The 20,460-nt window shown below is 34.3% G+C and carries 23 protein-coding genes; 17 read left to right on the forward strand and 6 right to left on the reverse strand.

Going from position 1 to position 20,460, the window contains the following annotated elements; genetic code table 11:
* The first annotated feature begins 44 nt into the window (after positions 1-44).
* From NCE97_RS10880 to NCE97_RS10900, 5 genes are all read left to right on the forward strand, one after another.
* Positions 45-1,154: a papain fold toxin domain-containing protein gene (locus NCE97_RS10880; RefSeq protein WP_353779230.1), complete on the forward strand. Its 1,110-nt coding sequence runs from the start codon at positions 45-47 to the stop codon at positions 1,152-1,154.
* A 7-nt stretch (positions 1,155-1,161) separates the two neighbouring features.
* A complete protein-coding gene (locus NCE97_RS10885) occupies positions 1,162-1,512 on the forward strand; it encodes a hypothetical protein (protein ID WP_353779232.1) in 351 nt (116 codons plus the stop codon).
* Between the two features lie 332 nt (positions 1,513-1,844).
* Positions 1,845-2,906 carry an RHS repeat domain-containing protein gene (locus NCE97_RS10890; RefSeq protein ID WP_353779233.1) on the forward strand — a complete coding sequence of 354 codons (1,062 nt, stop codon included), beginning with the start codon at positions 1,845-1,847 and terminating at the stop codon, positions 2,904-2,906.
* Positions 2,896-3,384 carry a hypothetical protein gene (locus tag NCE97_RS10895; RefSeq protein WP_353779235.1) on the forward strand — a complete coding sequence of 163 codons (489 nt, stop codon included), beginning with the start codon at positions 2,896-2,898 and terminating at the stop codon, positions 3,382-3,384. Before NCE97_RS10890 ends, NCE97_RS10895 begins: the two co-directional genes overlap by 11 nt.
* Positions 3,385-3,504: 120 nt before the next feature.
* Entirely contained in the window at positions 3,505-3,936 is a 432-nt protein-coding gene (locus NCE97_RS10900; RefSeq protein WP_353779237.1) for an RHS repeat-associated core domain-containing protein, read from the forward strand.
* 110 nt (positions 3,937-4,046) lie between these two features.
* Here the strand turns inward: NCE97_RS10900 and NCE97_RS10905 are convergent, their stop codons facing one another.
* Positions 4,047-4,199, reverse strand: a complete 153-nt coding sequence (locus NCE97_RS10905) for an SsrA-binding protein (protein WP_353779238.1) — start codon at positions 4,197-4,199, stop codon at positions 4,047-4,049.
* 590 nt (positions 4,200-4,789) lie between these two features.
* Entirely contained in the window at positions 4,790-7,279 is a 2,490-nt protein-coding gene (locus tag NCE97_RS10910) for a TonB-dependent receptor (protein WP_353779240.1), read from the reverse strand.
* A gap of 102 nt (positions 7,280-7,381) precedes the next feature.
* Between NCE97_RS10910 and NCE97_RS10915 the strand changes: the two genes are divergently transcribed.
* A complete protein-coding gene (locus tag NCE97_RS10915) occupies positions 7,382-7,744 on the forward strand; it encodes a CoA-binding protein (RefSeq protein WP_353779241.1) in 363 nt (120 codons plus the stop codon).
* Here the strand turns inward: NCE97_RS10915 and NCE97_RS10920 are convergent.
* Positions 7,721-9,178, reverse strand: a complete 1,458-nt coding sequence (locus NCE97_RS10920; protein WP_353779243.1) for a sodium:solute symporter — start codon at positions 9,176-9,178, stop codon at positions 7,721-7,723. The two genes, NCE97_RS10915 and NCE97_RS10920, sit on opposite strands and share 24 nt — an antisense overlap.
* A gap of 77 nt (positions 9,179-9,255) precedes the next feature.
* Between NCE97_RS10920 and NCE97_RS10925 the strand changes: the two genes are divergently transcribed.
* The 4 genes from NCE97_RS10925 to NCE97_RS10940 all read left to right on the forward strand — a co-directional run bounded on the left by NCE97_RS10925 (position 9,256) and on the right by NCE97_RS10940 (position 14,989).
* Positions 9,256-11,760 (forward strand): T9SS type A sorting domain-containing protein, encoded by a 2,505-nt coding sequence (locus NCE97_RS10925; protein WP_353779244.1) that lies wholly within the window; start codon positions 9,256-9,258, stop codon positions 11,758-11,760.
* Positions 11,761-11,848: 88 nt separating this feature from the next.
* The gene (gene recR / locus NCE97_RS10930) at positions 11,849-12,466 is read left to right on the forward strand and encodes a recombination mediator RecR (RefSeq protein ID WP_353779246.1); all 618 of its coding nucleotides are present in this window, start codon (positions 11,849-11,851) and stop codon (positions 12,464-12,466) included.
* A 9-nt stretch (positions 12,467-12,475) separates the two neighbouring features.
* Positions 12,476-13,573, forward strand: coding sequence for a glycosyltransferase family 2 protein (locus NCE97_RS10935; RefSeq protein WP_353779248.1), 1,098 nt, complete (start codon positions 12,476-12,478; stop codon positions 13,571-13,573).
* 90 nt (positions 13,574-13,663) lie between these two features.
* Complete coding sequence (locus tag NCE97_RS10940) at positions 13,664-14,989, forward strand: dihydrolipoamide acetyltransferase family protein (RefSeq protein WP_353779249.1); 1,326 nt, start codon at positions 13,664-13,666, stop codon at positions 14,987-14,989.
* A gap of 74 nt (positions 14,990-15,063) precedes the next feature.
* On the opposite strand, the gene NCE97_RS10945 is transcribed toward NCE97_RS10940, so the two are convergent.
* Genes NCE97_RS10945 through NCE97_RS10955 form a run of 3 tightly spaced genes read right to left on the reverse strand, consistent with a single transcriptional unit; the run spans position 15,064 to position 16,232 of the window.
* Complete coding sequence (locus NCE97_RS10945) at positions 15,064-15,315, reverse strand: hypothetical protein (RefSeq protein ID WP_353779251.1); 252 nt, start codon at positions 15,313-15,315, stop codon at positions 15,064-15,066.
* The gene (locus NCE97_RS10950) at positions 15,308-15,688 is read right to left on the reverse strand and encodes a hypothetical protein (protein WP_353779252.1); all 381 of its coding nucleotides are present in this window, start codon (positions 15,686-15,688) and stop codon (positions 15,308-15,310) included. Before NCE97_RS10950 ends, NCE97_RS10945 begins: the two co-directional genes overlap by 8 nt.
* A gap of 4 nt (positions 15,689-15,692) precedes the next feature.
* Positions 15,693-16,232: an RNA polymerase sigma factor gene (locus tag NCE97_RS10955; protein WP_353779253.1), complete on the reverse strand. Its 540-nt coding sequence runs from the start codon at positions 16,230-16,232 to the stop codon at positions 15,693-15,695.
* 191 nt (positions 16,233-16,423) lie between these two features.
* On the opposite strand from NCE97_RS10955, the gene NCE97_RS10960 reads away from it, so the two are divergent.
* The 7 genes from NCE97_RS10960 to NCE97_RS10990 all read left to right on the forward strand — a co-directional run bounded on the left by NCE97_RS10960 (position 16,424) and on the right by NCE97_RS10990 (position 20,456).
* The gene (locus NCE97_RS10960; RefSeq protein WP_353779255.1) at positions 16,424-17,200 is read left to right on the forward strand and encodes an exonuclease domain-containing protein; all 777 of its coding nucleotides are present in this window, start codon (positions 16,424-16,426) and stop codon (positions 17,198-17,200) included.
* Between the two features lie 370 nt (positions 17,201-17,570).
* A complete protein-coding gene (locus tag NCE97_RS10965) occupies positions 17,571-18,182 on the forward strand; it encodes a fumarylacetoacetate hydrolase family protein (protein WP_353779257.1) in 612 nt (203 codons plus the stop codon).
* Positions 18,183-18,521 carry an Hpt domain-containing protein gene (locus tag NCE97_RS10970; RefSeq protein ID WP_353779259.1) on the forward strand — a complete coding sequence of 113 codons (339 nt, stop codon included), beginning with the start codon at positions 18,183-18,185 and terminating at the stop codon, positions 18,519-18,521.
* A complete protein-coding gene (locus NCE97_RS10975; protein WP_353779260.1) occupies positions 18,521-19,768 on the forward strand; it encodes a competence/damage-inducible protein A in 1,248 nt (415 codons plus the stop codon). The genes NCE97_RS10970 and NCE97_RS10975 overlap by 1 nt, the downstream gene beginning before the upstream one ends.
* Positions 19,769-19,847: 79 nt before the next feature.
* Positions 19,848-20,084 carry a 50S ribosomal protein L28 gene (gene rpmB, locus NCE97_RS10980; RefSeq protein ID WP_353779262.1) on the forward strand — a complete coding sequence of 79 codons (237 nt, stop codon included), beginning with the start codon at positions 19,848-19,850 and terminating at the stop codon, positions 20,082-20,084.
* Between the two features lie 29 nt (positions 20,085-20,113).
* Positions 20,114-20,296, forward strand: coding sequence for a 50S ribosomal protein L33 (rpmG, locus tag NCE97_RS10985; protein ID WP_353779263.1), 183 nt, complete (start codon positions 20,114-20,116; stop codon positions 20,294-20,296).
* Between the two features lie 7 nt (positions 20,297-20,303).
* Entirely contained in the window at positions 20,304-20,456 is a 153-nt protein-coding gene (locus NCE97_RS10990) for a DUF4295 domain-containing protein (RefSeq protein ID WP_353779265.1), read from the forward strand.
* Positions 20,457-20,460 lie beyond the last annotated feature (4 nt).

Consider the following 20,460-nt stretch of genomic DNA (forward strand, 5'->3'; position numbering starts at 1 on the left):
TGAAATCGCCTTAAAAGGTGTAAAAATATAAGTCTGCATTTGGGATGCTAATCCCGAGACGCCACGGCGCCACTGATAGCTACCGTTACGGCTTCCAGGGACAGGAAAAAGACGATGAAGTTAAAGGGGAGGGAAATAGTTATAACTTCGGCAGTAGAAGTATTTACGATGGACGGGTAGCAAGATTCATTTCTTTAGACCCAGATGCTAGAAAATATCCTTCTATGTCACCTTACGCTTTCGCTGCAAATAATCCAATTTTTCTGATAGATTATGACGGTAGAGGGCCAATAATACCAGAATCATGGTGGAAAGGTAAAACTTATGCTCATGGTTTCTTAGCGGGAATTATAAATACGGGAGTTGCTGATGTAGAATCTCTTCTTAATATCGGCATATTTGGAACATTAGGAGCTGGAATAGAATTAGGTTATGAGAATCATAAAAACAGTTTAAGCAATCCTTTAAGTAGAGAAAATTACTTCTATGGTTATGGTATATGGGGAGAATTTGCTATGGCAGCTGTTGATGATGTTGATAAAGGTATAGAGACCGTTGAACTATTATTTAAAGATAAAGAAGTAAGGGAAAAATTTTATAACGCCGTTAAAGAAAGTATAGGTGAATTTAAAGATGATGCAACTTTTCAAAATAGTCCCTCTGATGCAGGTTATGCCCATGGACAATTATTAGTAAGAGTTTTAGAGACTTTAGGTGCCAGTAAAAATATACAAGCATTTTTAAAGACAGGGAGATTAAGTATAAGCTTAAGCCAAAAGTGGAGTCTAACAAAAAACGGTTTTTCGGGTAACAAACTTATAAGTAATATAAGAGAGGTAATTTCTACCATACCCCAATCATTAAAGAAAAAATTTGAATGCGATAAATTTGCGTCAGCTTTAATGGATGGATTAAAAGACAAAAAAATTAAGGGTACACACTTAAGAGTTGAAAATATCGCTGGCCCTAACGTTATCTCTAAAAAACATGGAGTTATAGGTGAATCAGGTTTTCATGAGGCAATTTTGATAGATGATATGGTTTTTGATAATATGAATCCTAATGGAATAGAATATAGTAAGTGGATTGATGATTTAGATATAGATTTGAATTATAAAATGGGCGCACAATATATAGAAGAAACTAAATTTTAAAGTATAAATGAATTACTCAAAAAAGAACCTAAAAAGTCTAAATATTAAAGAATTAGTTGACTACATTAAAATAAAATATCATACTATTTTTGATTATAGAGATATTTATCACTTATTCTATTTTTTAAATGGATTCTTAATGGCTAAAATTCAGTTACAGAAAAGTGAAGAAATCGATAATTATTTTCAAAAGTATTTTTCAACTTGGATGTCTGAAAAATTTCAAAATCAAATAGACCATAGTACTTCATGGGTAAAAATAATTGACAAATTATATTCTGAAGAAGAAGCAGTAGATAAGTTTTTTGTTTTTTTTGATGATTTTATAAAAGAATTTGATGCCTCCACTATCCGCTAGCATATAGCTAGTAGCGTTAATAGGGTAATGTAGTAAAAAAGGTCATGGACTAAAATGTGGCTGTAAATAAATGAAAACCAATGGTCAAAATAAAAACTCAACTATTGGTTTTCTATGTTCATTGAAATAAATGTTACTGGTTTTTGGGTTGGGTATTTTTGTTTTACCACCAGCTATAAGCTAGCGGTAGCGAGGTGTTTTCTAAAAAAATGATTAAATATGGTTACAAAAAATGTAAGATCAAGTTAATAGATTTAACTACATTTAGAGAGACCAAAAACGTTCATTGAAATCGCCAAAAAAAGGTGTAAAGTTATAAGTCTGCATTTAGGATGCTAATCCCCAAGCGCCACGGCGCCACTGATTGCTACCGTTACGGCTTCCAGGGACAGGAAAAAGATGATGAGATTAAGGGCGAAGGGAACTCCTTGAATTTTACTTTTAGAATGTATGATCCAAGACTAGGTAGATTTATGAGTCACGACCCTTTATTTAAATCTTTCCCTTGGAATAGTCCTTATACTATAAGTGAAAATAGATTGATAGAAGGAATTGATTTAGAAGGTGGCGAATTTCAATGGTTTATGATACAGGCAGAAGCTGGTGTTTATGGTAAGACTGTTCAGAAAATAACTAGAGGTGTTGGTAAATCTATCGAAAAGACTGTAGATGGAATTGTTTTTGTCGCTCAAAACCCTGGAGACGCACTAAGAGGTACAAAGGATTTTGTTGTAGGAGTTGTTGTTAAAGGTTCGGGCGTGCCTAAATCAAACGCAGAGGCAACGTTACAATATATAGATGAGAAGTTTGATACAAATACTTTAGCTACAAATAAAGCCTTTGAAAGTGCTATTGTCGAATCTGCTGATAAAGTTGTAAATGGCGATTTAGAAGACAGGACCGAAGTTGTTACAGATGTCCTTACTGGAATTTTAGGAGCTAAAGGAACAGATAAAATAGTTAGATTAGGAAAGTTTGCTTTATTGAAAAAGGCAAAATTTGCTGATTTCCCAAGAATTACTAATAAAGTTAAAAATGATGTTCAAACCAATCCTGAATTTGGCACTAAAAAATATTGGAGCAACAAGACCGAAATTAAAGATGGATTAATTTTTAAAGATGGAAAACAATACTCAGGCGCAAGTGAATATGTCGTTACTACAAAAGGAGAATTGATTTTAGGGAAAGGTCATGATTTTATGTCAGGAAATGCAGATGAAGTTTTTGGAGCGGGAAAATTGTATATTGAAAAAGGTAAAATTGTGGAAATGACAAATGAAACAGGACATTTTAGGCCTACTATGGCTGAAATGAAAAAAACACTAGAAGGGTTAAGGAAAGAAGGTGTTGTTGATCCAAAACTAAAAGAACCGACAGATTTATATGGAAATTAATAAAGATTATTCGCCTATATATGAAAAGTTCAACTCTATAAGAGATGATTTAAGACCTAAATTGATTCTATCAAATAATGATTATAATTTATTAGAAGATAATGGGTTGGCTTTTATCACAGATTCTTTGAAGCATTATTCCTCTTCTGATATCAAGAGATTATTTATTTTGGTTCCTGAAGTATGGTTTGAGATCGATAGAAATACTATAAAGCAGCTACTAAAAGATATTGACAATAAGTATTATGCTTTTGAAGCTTTCCATGGTCTTTTCTTATTTCTTTTTGATATTATAAGACTTGATCTTCATAATTTACTAGCCGAAGAAATTACTTTTAATAATAAATTTATTAACGAATTTATTAAAGAAAAGAGGGATGTTTTAAAAAATAATTCTCAAAAAGAGTCAATTGAATTTAAATTTATTGATGTTGATAAAAATAAATTTCAAAGAATAAAACAAAAGCTATCTTACTAGATAGTTTTTTGTCAATAAAAGCAAAAAATATTTATTTACATTCAAAGCAGTCTTAATAAAGCTAAAACGTTCATTGAAAATCGCCTTAAAAAGGTGTAAAATTATAAGTCTGCTTTCGGAATGCTAATCCACAAGCGATATGGCGCTACTGATGACTACCGTTACGGCTTCCAGGGACAGGAAAAAGACGACGAGATTAAGGGCAAAGGGAATAGTTATGATTACGGGAATAGATTCCATGATCCTAGAGTAGGTAGATGGTTAAGTTTAGATGCTGTAAGCAAATCTCATCAAGGTAATTATAATTTTGCCAGTAATAGTCCGAAAATGCTTATTGATAAACGAGGAGACGATGATTATTACTATGATGCTATAACAAATAGTATGTATGTAATACGAAATAGTGCTCCTCATAGATTTTTCTTTACTGAATATATTTATAGTGATAGCGAAAATGGGATATGTGAGTTATTCGAAAAATATAAAATAATAATGGACAATGAATTTCCAAGTGAAGAATTAAATTTTGCAATTAAAATCAGCGACAAATGAGCCTTGTGCTATAATTGCGATGAGGCTTTTGAAGCAATTTTAAATTAAAAATTTCATTATAATACATTAAGCAATCTGGTCAATTAGACTGTTTATTATTATCCTTACATTTAATCCAAAGCATTTTTGGTTACAAACCAGCGCCATCCTATTATGGCCATTTGTATCTTGCTGGCGCTAGCCAGATCTAATTGGCTTTTTGAATAACTTGGGAGGAGAGCTTTGTTAACTTTGGCAAGAAGCTTAAAAAAGGCTTTTTTCATTGTGAGGGTTGTTAGACACTGTAAAAATAGTAAAACTTATTCTAGAACTAAGCTTTACATTTTATGGTCTAAGTGATTAGCCGAAAATTACATCAATAATCAGCTTTGCTAATGTCATCATAATTCTTTGGTTTTTGGGTTAATATTATACTTTGTTTTTCGATTGAGTTTTCAATATATATCAAGAGTCAATCACCCACCAAACAAAATGGTGAAAAACAATATAATTGAATATGAATTTATAAGTAAAAAAGTATAATATGTTTCAAATTTTTGTGACTTGTCTTCAATTAAGTTTTTAATTGTAATTATAATTGCTTACTATAGTTTTTAATTATAATAATTGAAGGGTGTTTTTTGAGTATTTTTTTTTGACCAAGGCAAATTTCCTTGAAAAAAGTAGCTTTTTGAAGGTTTCTATCTTTTTTGGTATGAAAAGGAGTAGTATTGTAACACAATATTTTATGATAAAAAAACGCCTCTTTTGAGGCGTAAAAATAAAAACCCGAAGTCTAAACTTCGGGTTTTCTAATCTAATGGCCATACATTAACACTAACCATCAACTATTATGTTAGCCATCAAATAATCTTTATAGGAAACCTCCGCTTCCAGATTTTTCATCATTATCTCTTCGTTTACGAGATTTTGCTCTGTATTTACCACCACCAAAACGGTATGATAATCCTGCAAATACAGTTCTGCTTTCCCAATTGAAATCTCCAAACTGATCGAACGGTCTGTCTCCTTCAAACTTAAACTGCATCGTATTGAAGATATCATTAAAGTTAAGATTAAACGTTGCTCTACCTCCTAAGAAGTTGTAACGCATTCCTGTATTAACGAATGTAAAAGGTTTTTGGTCAAACTGAATTCCTTTGTTTGTCCCTCTGTATAATGCAAATAAAGAGAACGATAACGATTTGGAAACTCTAAAGTTATTGAATGCTCTAAAGTTCCAGATGATATTATCTACAGAAACGACATCAGTACGAATGTTTGATTCAGCAGCAACAGGTTCAGCATCAAAATCAATGATACTTTCTGCAATACTCTTTTGAGTTTGTGCATAGAGATCAAAACTACCATTTATACTCCACCATTTTGTTGGTCTGTAGTTTGAAGAAAACTCAATACCATAAGCTTCTGTATTATCAAAGTTGTCGAATGTAAGAATCAGCCTTGGAACTCTTGTATCACTATTTCTATCTACAAATACAGCTCTGTTGATTTCGTCCTCAATAAATCTAACGAATACACCAGCTGTAATACTACCTTTTTCAAGCTGTCTTGTGTAGTTTACTTCAAGAGAATTTGTAAACTGAGGTTCTAATGCTTGATTTCCAAAAGAAGAAATCAGTACAGTGTTCCATTCAGGTAAAGGATTTACTTGTCCAATTCCAGGTCTGTCGACACGTCTACTATAACTAAACTGATAAGAGTTTTTCTCTGAAGGATTATAAGTTACAAACGCAGAAGGATACACCTGGAAATAATCATTTTCAAAAGGTGTTAGAACTTCCTCATTAGTGTCCAAGAATACTTTGAACGCATCTGCATCCACATTAACAGACTCTGCTCTAAGACCTACTTGATAAGACCATTTTTCTAATGTTTTACCATAAGTAGCGTAAGCCGAGTAAATGTTTCTAGTATATTCAAAATCGGTCATTGTTGGCACATACTCCGTCGCATCCATGTTCAACTCTCTTCGGTTAGACTCATAGTCTATGGTACTATTGAAAAGACGCGCTTGTAATCCCAATTCTAGTTTAGACTTTTCCGATAATGGATTTACATAGTCTAAGTTAATCGTTGTACGATCTCTATCAGTATCTGTATCTTCCTCAAAATTTGGTCTAACGTTGTTGCCAAAGAATCTATTATCTGTCATGGCATTGGCATCAAATAAATTATAGTCAACTTCTAGCTCTATGTTGTGCCCTTCTTTAGCAAAGTCTAGTTTATAGTTGAAGTTGTATTGCTGAGAATTGTTGTCGTTGAAGTTGTTGAACGTTTGGTTGTTATCATCCTCAGGAGATAGAGGGAATCTAACGCGTGTTAGACCTTCTGTATCACCATCAAATATATTTTGATTTGTGAAGAATGATAGCGTGTTTTTATCATTCAAATAAAAATCTACACCTACCTTAAATAAATGTGACTGACCTCTGTCTAAAAAATTAAACAGCTGTACAGACTGATCATCAACTCTTTCAAGGTTACCATAGTTTTCATTTCTATTGATGTTGTTGCTATAGTTTCCGTAGAAATTGAATTTCCCGTTTCTGTAGTTCATGTCAATAGAACTATTGAATTTAGGATTGTCTTGGTAGGCTAAACCAACGTTTAGGTTTCCATTAAACCCAATCTTAGTATTCTTATGCAGAATAATATTGATGATACCACTCAATCCGTCTGGATTGTATTTTGCAGAAGGATTAGTAATTAATTCAATTTGCTTAATAGAATTAGAAGGAATCTGTCTCAATAATTGTGCAGCAGGAATGTTAGATAATTTTCCATCTACCATCACCTGTACATTCTGGTTACCTCTTAAGCTTACATTACCAGATTGCTGATCAACAGATACAGATGGTAAGTTGTTCATAATGTCGCTGGCAGTAGGACCACTTGTAGTAAGGTCTTTACCAACATTAATTACTTTTCTGTCTACTTTTTGTTGAATCGTAGAAACTTCAGCAACAACGGTAACTTCGTCTAGGCCTTCAGCTTCTTCTTCGAGATTGATGTTGCCGAGTTTTACATTGTAACCACTGTCACCTCCAATGGTAACTTCTTTGGTAACTGTTTTGTATCCAATGTATGTGATGTTTACATTGACTTTACCTTCAGGGATTTTGGTTATCTTAAATTTTCCGTCATCATCAGTAATACCACCAGTAATGGTTTCACCAGAAGCACTCAAAATAACTACGTTTACATAAGGTAATGGTTCATTTAGTTTTGCGTCCATAACCCTTCCAGAAATAGAACCATCTCTTGTTGAGTTACTGGCAGAAGGTTGTGCATAGATTAATGAAGTAAAAAATAATAAGCACAGAACGATTGATTTTTTCATTGAATTTGATTGATTAATTTGTTGTTAATGGATAGACGTTTATTTTTATATTGTGTTACTTGATTTAACACTAGTTAACAACATTTTAACATTTGAGATCGAATGCGAAAAAAAACCTTATTACTTGGAGCGTCAGAGAATCCTAGTCGATATTCTAATATTGCAATAAGAAGATTAATTAATAGTAATATTGATGTAGTAGCCATAGGTAATAGAAAAGGAGAAGTTGAAGGTGTAATTATTGAAACAGACTTAAAGCATTTTCAAGACATAGATACAGTCACACTTTATCTAAATCCTCAACGACAGAAGCAATACTATGATTATGTGCTTTCTCTTAGTCCAAATCGTGTGATTTTTAATCCAGGAACTGAGAATATGGAATTCGTTAAATTACTACATGATAACAATATAGATGTTGAAGTAGCCTGTACTTTGGTATTACTTTCTACGAATCAATACTAACCCAATGAAGGTGAGTAACCCGTTAATAGGCAATAACTCATAACCTACTTTGTATCCAAATAAATTTTCAGGCGGAATTTTTGCCAAGGCGAAAGTGGTCAATACAGATACTATTGCGACTAACCATACATACTTGTCTTTTACTTTATAATTTGTAAAAATTCCAAAAGCAAATAATCCAAGCAACGGACCATAAGTATAACCAGCTACAGTCAATAAGCTATCAATTACATTTCTATCTAGAACATGCTTGAAGATGATGATAACAACAACCAACAACAGGCTCATAAGTATGTGGATACGCTTTCTTATTTTTTTCTGATCCTCTTCGGGCTTTTTATCAATGCTCAAAAAATCCACACAGTAGGAGGTCGTTAAAGATGTCAATGCACTATCAGCACTACTGTAGGCAGCAGCAATAAGACCAAGCATAAATGTAACTGCAAGTGTAATCCCCAAACCGCTATTTAATGCTATTTCGGGAAACAATAAATCTGTTTTAGGAGCACCATCCATTAGAGGAGTAGCTATATTGAATTTTTCAGCATAGATAAATAAAAGTGCCCCAAGCAATAGGAATACAAAATTAACAGCGACTAACACAATACTAAAAGACACCATATTCTTTTGAGCATCCTTCAAAGATTTACAAGTAAGATTCTTTTGCATCATGTCCTGATCTAAGCCAGTCATACAAACAGCAATGAATAAACCTCCAAGAAATGATTTAATAAAGTGGTTTTTCTCCAAGAAGCTATCCACAAAAATCATTTGGTTATAGTTCTTGAGTTCTTCAGAAGAAAGGAACTCCCCAAAACTCCAACCAATCTTATCATTTATAAAATAAATTGAAAGCCCAACAGCTACCAGCATAAACAATGTTTGTAATGTATCTGTCCAAACAATGGTTTTGATACCACCTCTAAATGTGTATATCCAAATAAGTAATATGGAAAGCACTACAGTAATTTCAAAAGGGACATTCCAGGCATTAAAAACAAATTGCTGAAGCACTATTGCCACAAGGAATAACCTGAAAGAAGCCCCTAAAACTCTTGAGATAAAGAAGAAAAAAGCTCCAGTTTTATGACTTACGCGACCAAAACGTTGCAGTAAATATTCATAGATAGAAGTAACATTCAAGCGATAATAAATTGGCATTAAAACGTAAGCTATAATGAAATAGCCAACCAAATAGCCAAAAACGACTTGCATATAGCCAAATTTGGCACCTTCAACCCAGCCGGGAACAGAAATGAAGGTAACGCCAGACAATGAAGCGCCAATCATTCCGAAGGCAACAAGGTACCAAGGTGATTTCTTTCCTGCTTTGAAGAAATCGGCATTACTATCATTTTTCCCGGTGAAATAAGAAATTAGAAGTAATACACCAAAGTAGGCTGATATTAAAGAAATTATCATTAATGGCGTCATAATTTTGAGGATTCGTTAAAAAATTTGTAATGAAAGTAGTACATTTGTGACTTTATAAAAAAGAAAACCAAAGAAAAATGAAAAAGAACTACTTAACCTCAATTCTTTTTGCTTTTTTCTTGTGTGCATGGTCACAAGAATATAAGCAAATGATCATTTCTGGTGAATACACTGTACAAGAAATACAGACCGAAGCCGAAGCTTATTTTGCCATAGAAGGCACAGGACGTGGTACAGGTTTCAAACCTTACAAAAGATGGGAGTACCAAGCTTTACAAAACATGGATGAGAACGGAATGCTCAAAACTCCAGAGTTTTACTTCAATGAGCTTGAAAACTACAACGCTTACATTAACGAAAATTTTAATTCTGTTGCAAGAACTACAACAGGTAACTGGGAAGAGATGGGGCCGTTGTCTTGGAACGCAACTAGCGGATGGAATCCAGGTGTAGGACGTGTCACTTCCATATCTATCGACCAATCTAACACGGATCACATCATCGTTGGTGGAGAAACAGGAGGTGTTTGGAGATCTATGGATGGAGGTAACAACTGGTCGGTGCTTACTGATAATCTATCTAACATCCTTGTATATTCACTAACTATCGATCCGACTAACTCAAGTATATATTATTGGGGAACAACTAGCGGTACGATCTTCAAATCTACAGATTCAGGAAACACTTGGAACATTCTTGCTGATGTTGGTAGTGGAAACGTAAATAAGATATTAATCGATCCTACAGATACTACTAAAATGTACTGTAGTGCAGAAGGAGGTGGAATTTTTAAATCTACAAATTCTGGAACTACTTGGTCAATGATTAACCCTGCTGCTTTTAATGGGTACGATGTAGAGTTCAAACCTGGAGATACAAATACTATATATGCATCTGGTAATGCTTTCTTTTTATCAACCGATGGAGGTGCTAACTTTACTCAAGTTGGAGGATTTAATGGCGGGCCAAAAATGATTGGAGTAGCTGCAAATGATGCAATAAACCCTGGAGTGGTCTATGTGCTAGAATCTTCTAGTGGAGCTTTTGGAGCAATATATAAGTCATTTGACAGTGGTGCTACATTTACTGAAGTAGATCACACAGCTAAAAACTATCTAGGATACAGTACTACAGCAGCCGACGATGGTGGTGGTCAAGCACCTAGAGACATGGATATAACCGTTAATCCAGATAATGCAAATGAAGTAGTTATTGCAGGAATAAATACTTGGCGTTCAACTAATGGAGGGCTTACTTTTGGTATTACATCACAATGGCAACCTGGTTTTGCTTCTGGATTGGGAATAGGATATTGTCACCCAGATGTTGATATCTTAGAGTTCGTTGATGGGAAATTATATGTTGGAACAGATGGAGGAATCTATGTTGCTGATGATCCATCAGATGTTAATGCTTCATATTACAGAGATTTATCTAGTGGATTAGGAATAAGACAATTCTACAAAATAGGTGTTAGTCAAACTAACCCAGCAGTAGTTACAGGAGGTTCTCAAGATAACGGAACATCACTTATGGACGGTAATGGAAATTGGATCGATTGGCTTGGTGCAGATGGAATGGAAGGTTTTGTAGATAAAGACAATTCGAGTATTATTTACGGTACAACACAATTTGGAGGATTATTCAGATCTCTTAACTCTGGAGCTGGATCAAGCGGATTACCTTCACCAGATAACAAATCAGGAAATTGGATTACACCTTTTGAGCAACACCCAACAGAGCCTAATACTATTTATACAGGTTACGATCAAGTTTACGAATCAGACGACGGTGGGCTTACCTGGAGTCCAGTTTCTCAGGATTTTGGACCAAACTTAGATCACCTTAAGATAGCGCCATCCAATGGTAACCTTATGTATGCTGCTAGAGGAGGTTTCCTTTACAAGAATTCATTTGTAGGGATAATTCCAACTTGGAATCAAGTTACAGGGTTCAATGGATCAATTAACTCAATAGCAATTCATCCAACAGATCCAGATAGAGTAGCTATTGCTACAACTTCATCTCAAAAAGTATATGTAACTACCAATGGAGGTACAACATGGACATCTTATCAGTACGACTTACCAAACTTTAGTGCAAGAGCATTAGTTTGGGCAAATAATGCAGATAATGGCTTATATCTTGGTATGAACTATGGCGTATACTACATAGATGATACAACTGGGAATAGCTGGTTACCTTTCAATAATGGATTACCAAACGTAATTATTAGTGAATTGGAGATCAATGAAGCAGAAGGAAAGCTTTATGCAGGAACATACGGAAGAGGATTATGGAGAACTGATATTTACGATCCACTTAGTGTAGCTGAGTTCGAATTTAATACTGTTCAGTTAAGTCCAAACCCAGCTAAAGACTTAGTAACATTATCATGGGATAAACCAGACGATGTTGCAGTTAGAATTTTCAACTCAGAAGGAAAGCTACTTTATTTTAGTAAAAATGAAAGCCTTATCAACCCTAAGCAAATTGATGTATCACAATTTGCTACAGGATTATACTTTGTGAAGATTAATAACACAAGAGGAGAGATAACTAAAAAGTTGATTATTAAATAATAACTTATATCATAAACGAAAAGGTCCGGTGAAATTACTCACTGGACTTTTTTTTAGAGAATAACCACAATAGGTTTAACTTTGCTGCATGGAACTATCATCAAAAGTATTAGAGAAAGCTGTTGACGAAATGGCGCAACTGCCAGGCATTGGTAAGCGGACAGCACTTCGTCTTGTTTTGCATTTAATGAGGCAGCCCGAAGAGCAAACCATTAGGCTATCTAAAGCTTTGGAGGAGATGATTCTTAACATTAAGTTTTGTAGTAAATGCCATAATTTGAGTGATGATCATCTTTGTGATATATGCAAGAATCCTCATAGAGACGAAAGTGTGATATGTGTAGTGGAAGATGTAAAAGATGTCATGGCTATAGAAAGCACAGGATCTTTTAAAGGACTATATCATGTACTTGGAGGAAAGATATCACCAATGGATGGGATTGGTCCAAATGATCTTACAATTAACAAGTTAGTTGAGCGTGTAAAAAATGAAAATATAAAAGAACTTATTTTTGCTCTAAGCCCAACAATGGAAGGCGATACCACCAATTTTTACATATATAAACAAGTACAAGACGCTAACATCGAAACATCAACAATAGCAAGAGGAATAGCAGTTGGTAATGAATTAGAGTATACCGATGAGATTACTCTAGGAAGAAGTATTGCCAATAGGATTCCTTTTGAAATTTCTTTAAAATCTTAAAACCCCTTTTTGAAACTTTCCATAGTCATACTCAACTATAACGTACGCCATTTTTTGGAACTATGCCTTAAAAGTGTAGTTAAAGCCATTGAAGGCATTGACGCAGAAATCATTGTGGTCGATAATCAATCTAGTGATGATAGCTGTGCAATGGTAAAATCTTTATTTCCCGATGTGGTACTTATTGAGAATGGAGAGAATTTTGGGTTTTCAAAAGGGAATAATATAGGTGTTGAGCATGCAAAGGGTGAGTATATCTGTATTCTTAATCCAGATACTGTTGTCGCTGAAGATACCTTCTCATCAATTCTCAATTATACTGAAAGCATAGAAGATGCTGGAATCATAGGATGCCGATTAGTAGACGGTAAAGGAAAATACTTGCCAGAAAGTAAACGCAACGTGCCTTTAGTGAGTGTTGCGTTAAAAAAGATGATTGGTAATGCTAATGACTATTATGCAAATCATCTTCAGCAATACGATACAGGAAAGGCAGATATTATGGTAGGCGCTTTCATGCTAATAAAAAAAGATGTTTTCAAGGACATCAAAGGCTTTGATACCGATTACTTCATGTATGGAGAAGATATCGATATTTCATACAAAGCAGTAAAAGCAGGCTATAGTAATTATTACTTTGGAAAGACTTCTGTGATTCACTTTAAAGGAGAAAGCACACTCAAGGATAAAACATATGCCAGACGCTTTTTTGGAGCGATGCAATTATTCTACAAGAAGCACTTTAAGAAGAATATTGTTTTTGATAGTATAGTGTGGTCAGGCATAAAGCTAGCCTATATTATTAGAAAACATCCTAAAGAAATTCTGAGTAATCCCGATCAATATATATTGGTATCAGACAGTTTGAATACATCTTTAGAGTCTAAATTGAAAAAACCTATACAGATAAAATCTACATTAGATAAAGTTGAGAATAACACAGAAGTTATTTTTGATGCTAACTATTTAAGTTATAAAGATATAATAGGTTTCATGTCTAATCCAGACATAAATCGAGAAGCAACCTTCAAGATTCTTCCAAATACTTCAAATTTCATTTTAGGAAGTAATGACTCAAAGAACAGAGGAGAGATCATTACATTTTAGAGCTAATTAATTATTGAAATAGCAATAGAGTTATAGTATTTTAATTAATTTTGCATCCGTTAACCTGAATTATAGACTTACATTAAGAATATGGCAAAGTTTGAGCTTAAACTACCAAAGATGGGAGAGAGTGTTGCAGAAGCAACAATTACCTCATGGCTTAAAGACGTAGGAGATACTATCGAAGCAGATGAAGCAGTTCTCGAAATTGCTACAGATAAAGTCGATAGTGAAGTGCCTAGTGAAGTAGATGGTGTTTTAGTAGAAAAATTATTCGACGTGGACGATGTTGTTCAGGTCGGACAAACCATTGCTGTTATAGAAACAGAAGGAGAAGGCAATGTTGAGGTTGAAGCACCTAAACAAGAAGCAATAGTTGAAGAAGCTCCAACACCGCAAGCAGCAGTAGCAGAGGTCACTCAGACAGTGGTTGCTGCAAAAGAAGCAGTTGCTGTAGTCTCTAGTGGAGATCGTTTCTATTCACCATTAGTAAGAAACATTGCTAGTAAAGAAGGTGTTTCTCAAGCAGAACTCGATGCTATGCCAGGATCAGGAAAGGATGGAAGAGTCACAAAGAATGATATACTAGCTTACATCGAAAATCGTTCTTCAGCTCCAAAGGTTGAAGCACCAGCAAAAGTTGAAACTGCACCAGTTAAGACTGAAGCACCAAAGCAAAAAGAAGCAGCTCCAGTTGTAGCAAGTGGAGATGATGAGATTATAGAAATGACCAGAATGGGCAAGCTTATTGCGCATCATATGGTTGAATCAGTACAAACTTCGGCTCATGTACAAAGCTTCATCGAAGCAGACGTAACGAAGATTTGGAACTGGCGTAAGAAGGTTAAAGATGATTTCTTCAAGCGCGAAGGAGAGAACTTAACCTTCACTCCAATCTTCATGGAAGCAGTAGCAAAAGCTTTACGTGATTTCCCTATGATGAATATTTCCGTACAAGGCGATAGTATCATTAAAAAGAAAAATATCAACCTTGGTATGGCAGCAGCCTTACCAGATGGTAATCTTATAGTGCCTGTAATCAAAAACGCAGACCAGCTTAATCTGGTCGGAATGACAAAACAGGTTAATGATCTAGCTATAAGAGCAAGGAACAACCAACTGAAGCCTGATGATATTCAAGGAGGAACATATACAGTAACGAATGTTGGGACATTTGGTAGTATCATGGGAACACCAATTATCAACCAGCCGCAAGTAGGAATTCTGGCATTAGGAGCCATTAGAAAAGTGCCTGCTGTAGTAGAAACTGCTGAAGGTGATTTTATCGGAATCCGTTACAGAATGTTTATGTCGCACTCATATGACCATAGAGTGGTTAATGGAGCTCTTGGAGGTATGTTTGTAAAAGCAGTTAAGGACTACCTTGAAGCTTGGGATCCTAATAGAGAAATTTAAATTATCATATAAATACTATATACAAAACGCACAGTATTTACTGTGCGTTTTTTTGGTTAAAAGAGTTAATATAATTAAACTAATTCTTCACAATAATAACCTCTAGATTTTACCAGATTGATAATGTCCTCTTCACTTAAGCTCTCATGAGATTCAATCTTCAGTACTTTGTCAATATCTTCAAGGTCTATGGACCATTTTATAATATATGAAATAGAGTCAAGTAATGGCTTTAAAGTGTTAAGATCAGATTCTGCTTTAATATTTGTCTTAAAAATTTGAATTTTTAGTTCTTTAGCATGATTTGAGTAAGATGGACTAATCATTTGATTCTTCTTTAGAGTTTATACGATCTACGTAAGCCTCATACGCTTTATTTCCTTCTTCTTTCCAAAAATCATCATAATGCTTCCATTTGGAAAATTCTTCTTTAGACTTTTTTGAACCTTTTTTGTCTTTGCCGCCAAAGCCACCACATCCTCCTAAGAGAATTTTAAATAGAATAAAAACACCAACTGCTTGCCAATATGTTAATGTAGTAAGACCAAATATCATTGGCATTAACCAATTCCACAACCACATAATAACAAAACCAAATAGGATAGCTAATCCTGCTATAAATAAGGCGCCGAAAATTATTATCCCAGCAATTTCTCCCGGAGATTTACCTCTCATTTTATGTTTAAAGTAATTTGACATAGTTTTATTTTTTATTAATACTGTTTTTTAAATTTTTATATAAGAGCGAAATGGCTCTATGTCTTCTAGACATTAATGTACCAATAGGAACACCAGTTTCTTGTTCTATTTCTTTATAGGTATAACCTTCAAAATCTATTGCTATAATGATATCTCTATAGTTTGGTTTAAGGTTAATTATTGCAGCTTTTAATTCTTGTTTCATCTGTTCAGGATATAAGTCTGAGGGTGTCTCGTAAATTAAAGTTGCAAACTCAATTAATTTTGCTTCGTTATGAGATTCATAATCAACCTTACTTTTTGTTGATGCTCTCATGATATCAATAAGCTTATTTTTGAGAGCTCTGTATACAAAGCCAGCTACATTACTTATAGGTGAATATCTATCTGCACTAGAAAATAGTTTTAATGCTACATCTTGTATAATATCTTCCGGATCTCTATTAATACTAGATTTAAGATTTGAGCTTACATAAGATTTAAGAGTATTATATTCTTCGTTAAAAAATGTGTTAAGCTTTTTGCTATTTTCTGATTGATTCATTTAGAAGTGCTTTTTTACAGCTCTCAATTATATAGACGTGAGTTTTAAAATCTATTGCATTTTTTATTATTAAAATATGACGAGGTAGTTAAGAATCTGTTTCAATGTTTTTTATTTATAAAGACAAATCCTATTTACTGATTACTAATTCCTAGTCACTTTATTTTATCTTTGCACTAAATTAATAGCACATGATTCTTAACCTTAGCAAACCTATTTGCTTTTTTGATTTAGAAACTACCGGAATCAATATATCCAAAGACCGTATTGTAGAGATTTCAATACTCAAAGTTCATCCAGGAGGAAAGGAAGAGCGTCATACATGGTTAGTAAATCCAGAAATGCCGATTCCTAAAGAAGTAACTGCAATTCATGGTATTACAGATGCAGATGTAGCAGATAAACCTACTTTCAAAGAATTAGCTAAGGAGGTTCATAATCTTATCAAAGATTCAGATTTAGCAGGATTTAATTCTAATCGGTTCGATATTCCATTATTAGCAGAAGAGATGTTGCGAGCAGATGTGGATTTCGATATGAAAAACCGTGTTGCTGTAGATGTACAGACCATTTTTCATAAGATGGAACAACGTACATTGAGTGCAGCATATAAGTTTTATTGCGATAAAAATTTAGATGATGCGCATAGCGCCGAAGCAGATACCAATGCTACTTACGAAGTACTAAAAGCACAAGTAGAAAAATACGATGAACTTCAGAACGACACTAAGTTTTTAGCAGAATTTAGCTCTCGCAAAAAGTTTGCAGATTTTGCAGGCTTCATCAACTTCAATAAAAAGGGAGAAGAATGTTTTTCATTCGGAAAGCATAAAGGAAAACGTGTTGTAGATGTCTTGCAAGAAGAACCAGGATATTTTGGATGGTTGCTAAACGCTGACTTCCCATTATATACGAAGAAAGTCTTGACTGCTATTAAGCTAAGACAGTTCAATAATAAACTGCTATAGTAATTGAGTTATACAAGAGTAAATCCATATGATTATAGGTCGTATTTGCCTTTAAGTAAATTCATCGCTAAGTGGACTTTTATTACAGGGTCTATTGTTTTTTTATTAAGCTTTATAGATATTAATTTAGCATTTATTGTTGGAATATTTTACACAAGTATTGTAGGCCTAATTAATATTACCGTGTTTTCATTTTTAATTATTCTTGCTATCAGTCAAATAAGGTCAAGGGATAACATGAAGTCATTATTACTGTCTTCAGCAATATTATTAACTAATATTCCGATAGGATTGGCTTACTTTAATATGTTTTTTAACAGACTATTTTCAAACCTATAAACGATTAAACAACTTACCATCAACTACAAATATGAAACTCATCTGCATAGGGCGCAATTATACGAAGCATATAGAAGAACTAGATAATGAACGCCCAGAAGAACCAGTAGTATTTTTAAAACCAGACTCAGCGATTCTCTTAAAAAAGCAACCCTTTTTCATTCCAGACTTTTCGGACGATATTCATCATGAAGTTGAGTTACTCGTGAAGATTAATAAGATAGGGAAGCATATCAATAAGAAGTTTGCACACAAGTACTACAATGAGATTGGACTAGGTATAGATTTTACAGCCAGAGATTTACAATCTAAGCTCAAAGAAAAAGGATTGCCATGGGAGCGTGCTAAAGCTTTCGATGGTGCTGCTGTAGTTGGGAAATGGATTGATAAATCTAAGTTTGAATCCATTGACGACATTTCATTTTCATTAGAAAAAAATGGAGAAGTTGTACAACAAGGACAAACCAGCCATATGCTTTGGAAAGTAGATGAACTCATCGAATATGTGTCCAAATATTTTACTTTAAAGATAGGAGATGTTATATTTACAGGCACACCTTCAGGAGTTGGCAAGGTGATTGCTAATGACAAGCTTAGAGGATTTATAGAAAACGAAGAAATGTTTTCAATAACAGTAAAATAAATGGAAAAACATTACAAATTGCATCGTGTAAAGGATTTAGCCGATAATGATCAGGATTTTATTTTGGCATTGGCACAGACATTTTTGGAAGAAGTTCCAGAAGATGCAGAACGTCTAAAAAATGCTGTAGCTCTAGGTGATCATTACACAGCCTATCAAGCAGCCCATAAGATGAAACCTACTATAGACTTGTTCGAATTAGGAGTTCTGGAAGATTTAATCGTAGTCCAGGATTGGGGAAAGTTCGAACAATCTCACGATGTTAATGATAAACTTACTATTGTTTTAGAAGCCATAGAAAACGCTTCAAACGAAATCCGCGCAGACTTTAACCTGTAATGCAAGCCGAAATAATTACAATAGGAGATGAGATTCTTATTGGTCAAGTTGTAGATACAAATTCTACATACATAAGTAAGGCCTTAAATAAGATCGGTGTTTCCATATATCAAATTACATCAATTCAAGATGACAGGACGCATATCCTAAAGGCTCTAGAAGAAGCAGAAGCCAATGCGGATATTGTCATTATCACAGGAGGCTTAGGCCCTACCAAGGATGATATTACCAAAAAAACGCTAGCAGAATATTTTGATGATGAGTTGGTGCAAGACGATGCGGTTTTAGACAACATTAAACGCATCTGGAAAGCCTATATCAAAAGACCATTGCAACAAGTCAATATAGATCAAGCTTTAGTACCCTCAAAGGCAGATGCTTTAATGAATCTTTACGGTAGTGCACCAGGCATTTGGTTTCAAAATAATGACAAAGTCTTTGTCTCTTTACCAGGCGTTCCCTACGAAATGCAGTATTTAATGGAGAACGAAGTTATCCCTAAGCTTAGGAAGACCTATAAGTTTCCATACATAATGCACAAAACCCTGATGACTTATGGATTAGGAGAAAGTGCTTTAGCAGAACGTATTGAAGAGTGGGAAGATAACTTACCAGAATTTATTAAGCTAGCATATCTGCCAAATCTTGGAAAAGTAAGACTCAGACTATCTGCCAAAGGGATGGATAGGCAAGTTATAGAAGAAGCCATGCAAGAGCAGATACAATTAGTATTGCCGCAAATTGTAGATATTTTTGTTGGGTTTGAAGGTGAACATTCTATAGAAGCATTAATAGGAGAACAATTAGTGAAGCTTGGTAAAACTATAGCCACTGCCGAAAGTTGTACAGGAGGGAAGATAGCCGAAACCTTTACAGCCAATGCAGGCGCATCAGCTTACTTTAAAGGAAGCGCCGTATGTTATGCTACAGAAAGTAAAGTCAATGTTTTAGGAGTTTCAAAAGACCTTATAGACACACATTCAGTGGTCAGTAAAGAAGTAGCAGAAGCAATGGCAACACAAGCAATCGATTTGTTCGATACAGATTATGGTATTGCTACAACAGGAAATGCAGGGCCAACAAAAGGTGACTCAGATGCAGAGGTCGGGACTGTACATATTGCTATAGCTACGAAAGATAAAGTATATTCAGAGGAATTCAGTTTTGGAAAGCATCGCGTTAAAGTCATTAATAAAGCCGTAAATAAGGCAGTTGAAATGCTTCAAAAAGAAATTTCAAAAAAGTGACAACTTTCCCTTGTCAGAACAATAAAGATTTCCTAAATTTGCACCCTGTTTTAAAATAACACGTTTAAAGTTAGAAAACATGTCAAGAGTTTGTGAACTTACAGGAAAGAAAGCGATGGTTGGGAACAACGTGTCGCACGCTATGAATAAAACCAAGCGCAAGTTTGATGCTAACCTTATCAAAAAGCGTTTCTACATTCCTGAGGAAGATAAATGGGTTACGTTAAAAGTTTCTACTTCTGCCTTAAAAACCATCAACAAGATTGGTATTTCTGCAGCAATCAAAGAAGCTAAGGCAAAAGGATTTTTAAAATAAATTAGGCATAACGTTATAAGACACGTAAAATGGCAAAGAAAGGTAATAGAATACAAGTAATTTTAGAGTGTACTGAGCACAAAGACTCTGGTATGCCAGGAACGTCGCGTTACATTACTACAAAGAACAAAAAGAATACGCCAGATAGATTGGAGATCAAAAAATTCAATCCTATCCTTAAGCGTATGACTATTCATAAAGAGATAAAATAATTAAGTCATGGCAAAGAAATCAGTAGCATCGTTACAGACAGGATCAAAGAGATTAACAAAAGCTATCAAAATGGTGAAGTCGCCAAAAACAGGATCATACATGTTTGTTGAGTCTGTAATGGCACCAGAACGTGTTAATGACTTTTTGAATAAGAACTAATCGA

This window comes from Winogradskyella sp. 3972H.M.0a.05, assembly GCF_040493455.1.
Lineage (GTDB): Bacteria > Bacteroidota > Bacteroidia > Flavobacteriales > Flavobacteriaceae > Microcosmobacter.

What these genes read in the sequence shown, in the direction of transcription:
- NCE97_RS10880 (WP_353779230.1), top strand. Translation starts at nt 45, where the DNA reads ATGCTAATCCCGAGACGCCACGGCGCCACTGATAGCTACCGTTACGGC.
- NCE97_RS10895 (WP_353779235.1), top strand. Translation starts at nt 2,896, where the DNA reads ATGGAAATTAATAAAGATTATTCGCCTATATATGAAAAGTTCAACTCT.
- NCE97_RS10945 (WP_353779251.1), bottom strand. Translation starts at nt 15,315, where the DNA reads ATGATTAGTCCATCTTACTCAAATCATGCTAAAGAACTAAAAATTCAA.
- NCE97_RS10975 (WP_353779260.1), top strand. Translation starts at nt 18,521, where the DNA reads ATGCAAGCCGAAATAATTACAATAGGAGATGAGATTCTTATTGGTCAA.
- NCE97_RS10940 (WP_353779249.1), top strand. Translation starts at nt 13,664, where the DNA reads ATGGCAAAGTTTGAGCTTAAACTACCAAAGATGGGAGAGAGTGTTGCA.
- NCE97_RS10955 (WP_353779253.1), bottom strand. Translation starts at nt 16,232, where the DNA reads ATGAATCAATCAGAAAATAGCAAAAAGCTTAACACATTTTTTAACGAA.
- NCE97_RS10885 (WP_353779232.1), top strand. Translation starts at nt 1,162, where the DNA reads ATGAATTACTCAAAAAAGAACCTAAAAAGTCTAAATATTAAAGAATTA.
- NCE97_RS10925 (WP_353779244.1), top strand. Translation starts at nt 9,256, where the DNA reads ATGAAAAAGAACTACTTAACCTCAATTCTTTTTGCTTTTTTCTTGTGT.
- NCE97_RS10905 (WP_353779238.1), bottom strand. Translation starts at nt 4,199, where the DNA reads ATGAAAAAAGCCTTTTTTAAGCTTCTTGCCAAAGTTAACAAAGCTCTC.
- NCE97_RS10970 (WP_353779259.1), top strand. Translation starts at nt 18,183, where the DNA reads ATGGAAAAACATTACAAATTGCATCGTGTAAAGGATTTAGCCGATAAT.
- recR (WP_353779246.1), top strand. Translation starts at nt 11,849, where the DNA reads ATGGAACTATCATCAAAAGTATTAGAGAAAGCTGTTGACGAAATGGCG.
- NCE97_RS10915 (WP_353779241.1), top strand. Translation starts at nt 7,382, where the DNA reads ATGCGAAAAAAAACCTTATTACTTGGAGCGTCAGAGAATCCTAGTCGA.
- NCE97_RS10910 (WP_353779240.1), bottom strand. Translation starts at nt 7,279, where the DNA reads ATGAAAAAATCAATCGTTCTGTGCTTATTATTTTTTACTTCATTAATC.
- NCE97_RS10920 (WP_353779243.1), bottom strand. Translation starts at nt 9,178, where the DNA reads ATGACGCCATTAATGATAATTTCTTTAATATCAGCCTACTTTGGTGTA.
- rpmG (WP_353779263.1), top strand. Translation starts at nt 20,114, where the DNA reads ATGGCAAAGAAAGGTAATAGAATACAAGTAATTTTAGAGTGTACTGAG.
- rpmB (WP_353779262.1), top strand. Translation starts at nt 19,848, where the DNA reads ATGTCAAGAGTTTGTGAACTTACAGGAAAGAAAGCGATGGTTGGGAAC.
- NCE97_RS10950 (WP_353779252.1), bottom strand. Translation starts at nt 15,688, where the DNA reads ATGTCAAATTACTTTAAACATAAAATGAGAGGTAAATCTCCGGGAGAA.
- NCE97_RS10960 (WP_353779255.1), top strand. Translation starts at nt 16,424, where the DNA reads ATGATTCTTAACCTTAGCAAACCTATTTGCTTTTTTGATTTAGAAACT.
- NCE97_RS10965 (WP_353779257.1), top strand. Translation starts at nt 17,571, where the DNA reads ATGAAACTCATCTGCATAGGGCGCAATTATACGAAGCATATAGAAGAA.
- NCE97_RS10900 (WP_353779237.1), top strand. Translation starts at nt 3,505, where the DNA reads ATGCTAATCCACAAGCGATATGGCGCTACTGATGACTACCGTTACGGC.
- NCE97_RS10890 (WP_353779233.1), top strand. Translation starts at nt 1,845, where the DNA reads ATGCTAATCCCCAAGCGCCACGGCGCCACTGATTGCTACCGTTACGGC.
- NCE97_RS10990 (WP_353779265.1), top strand. Translation starts at nt 20,304, where the DNA reads ATGGCAAAGAAATCAGTAGCATCGTTACAGACAGGATCAAAGAGATTA.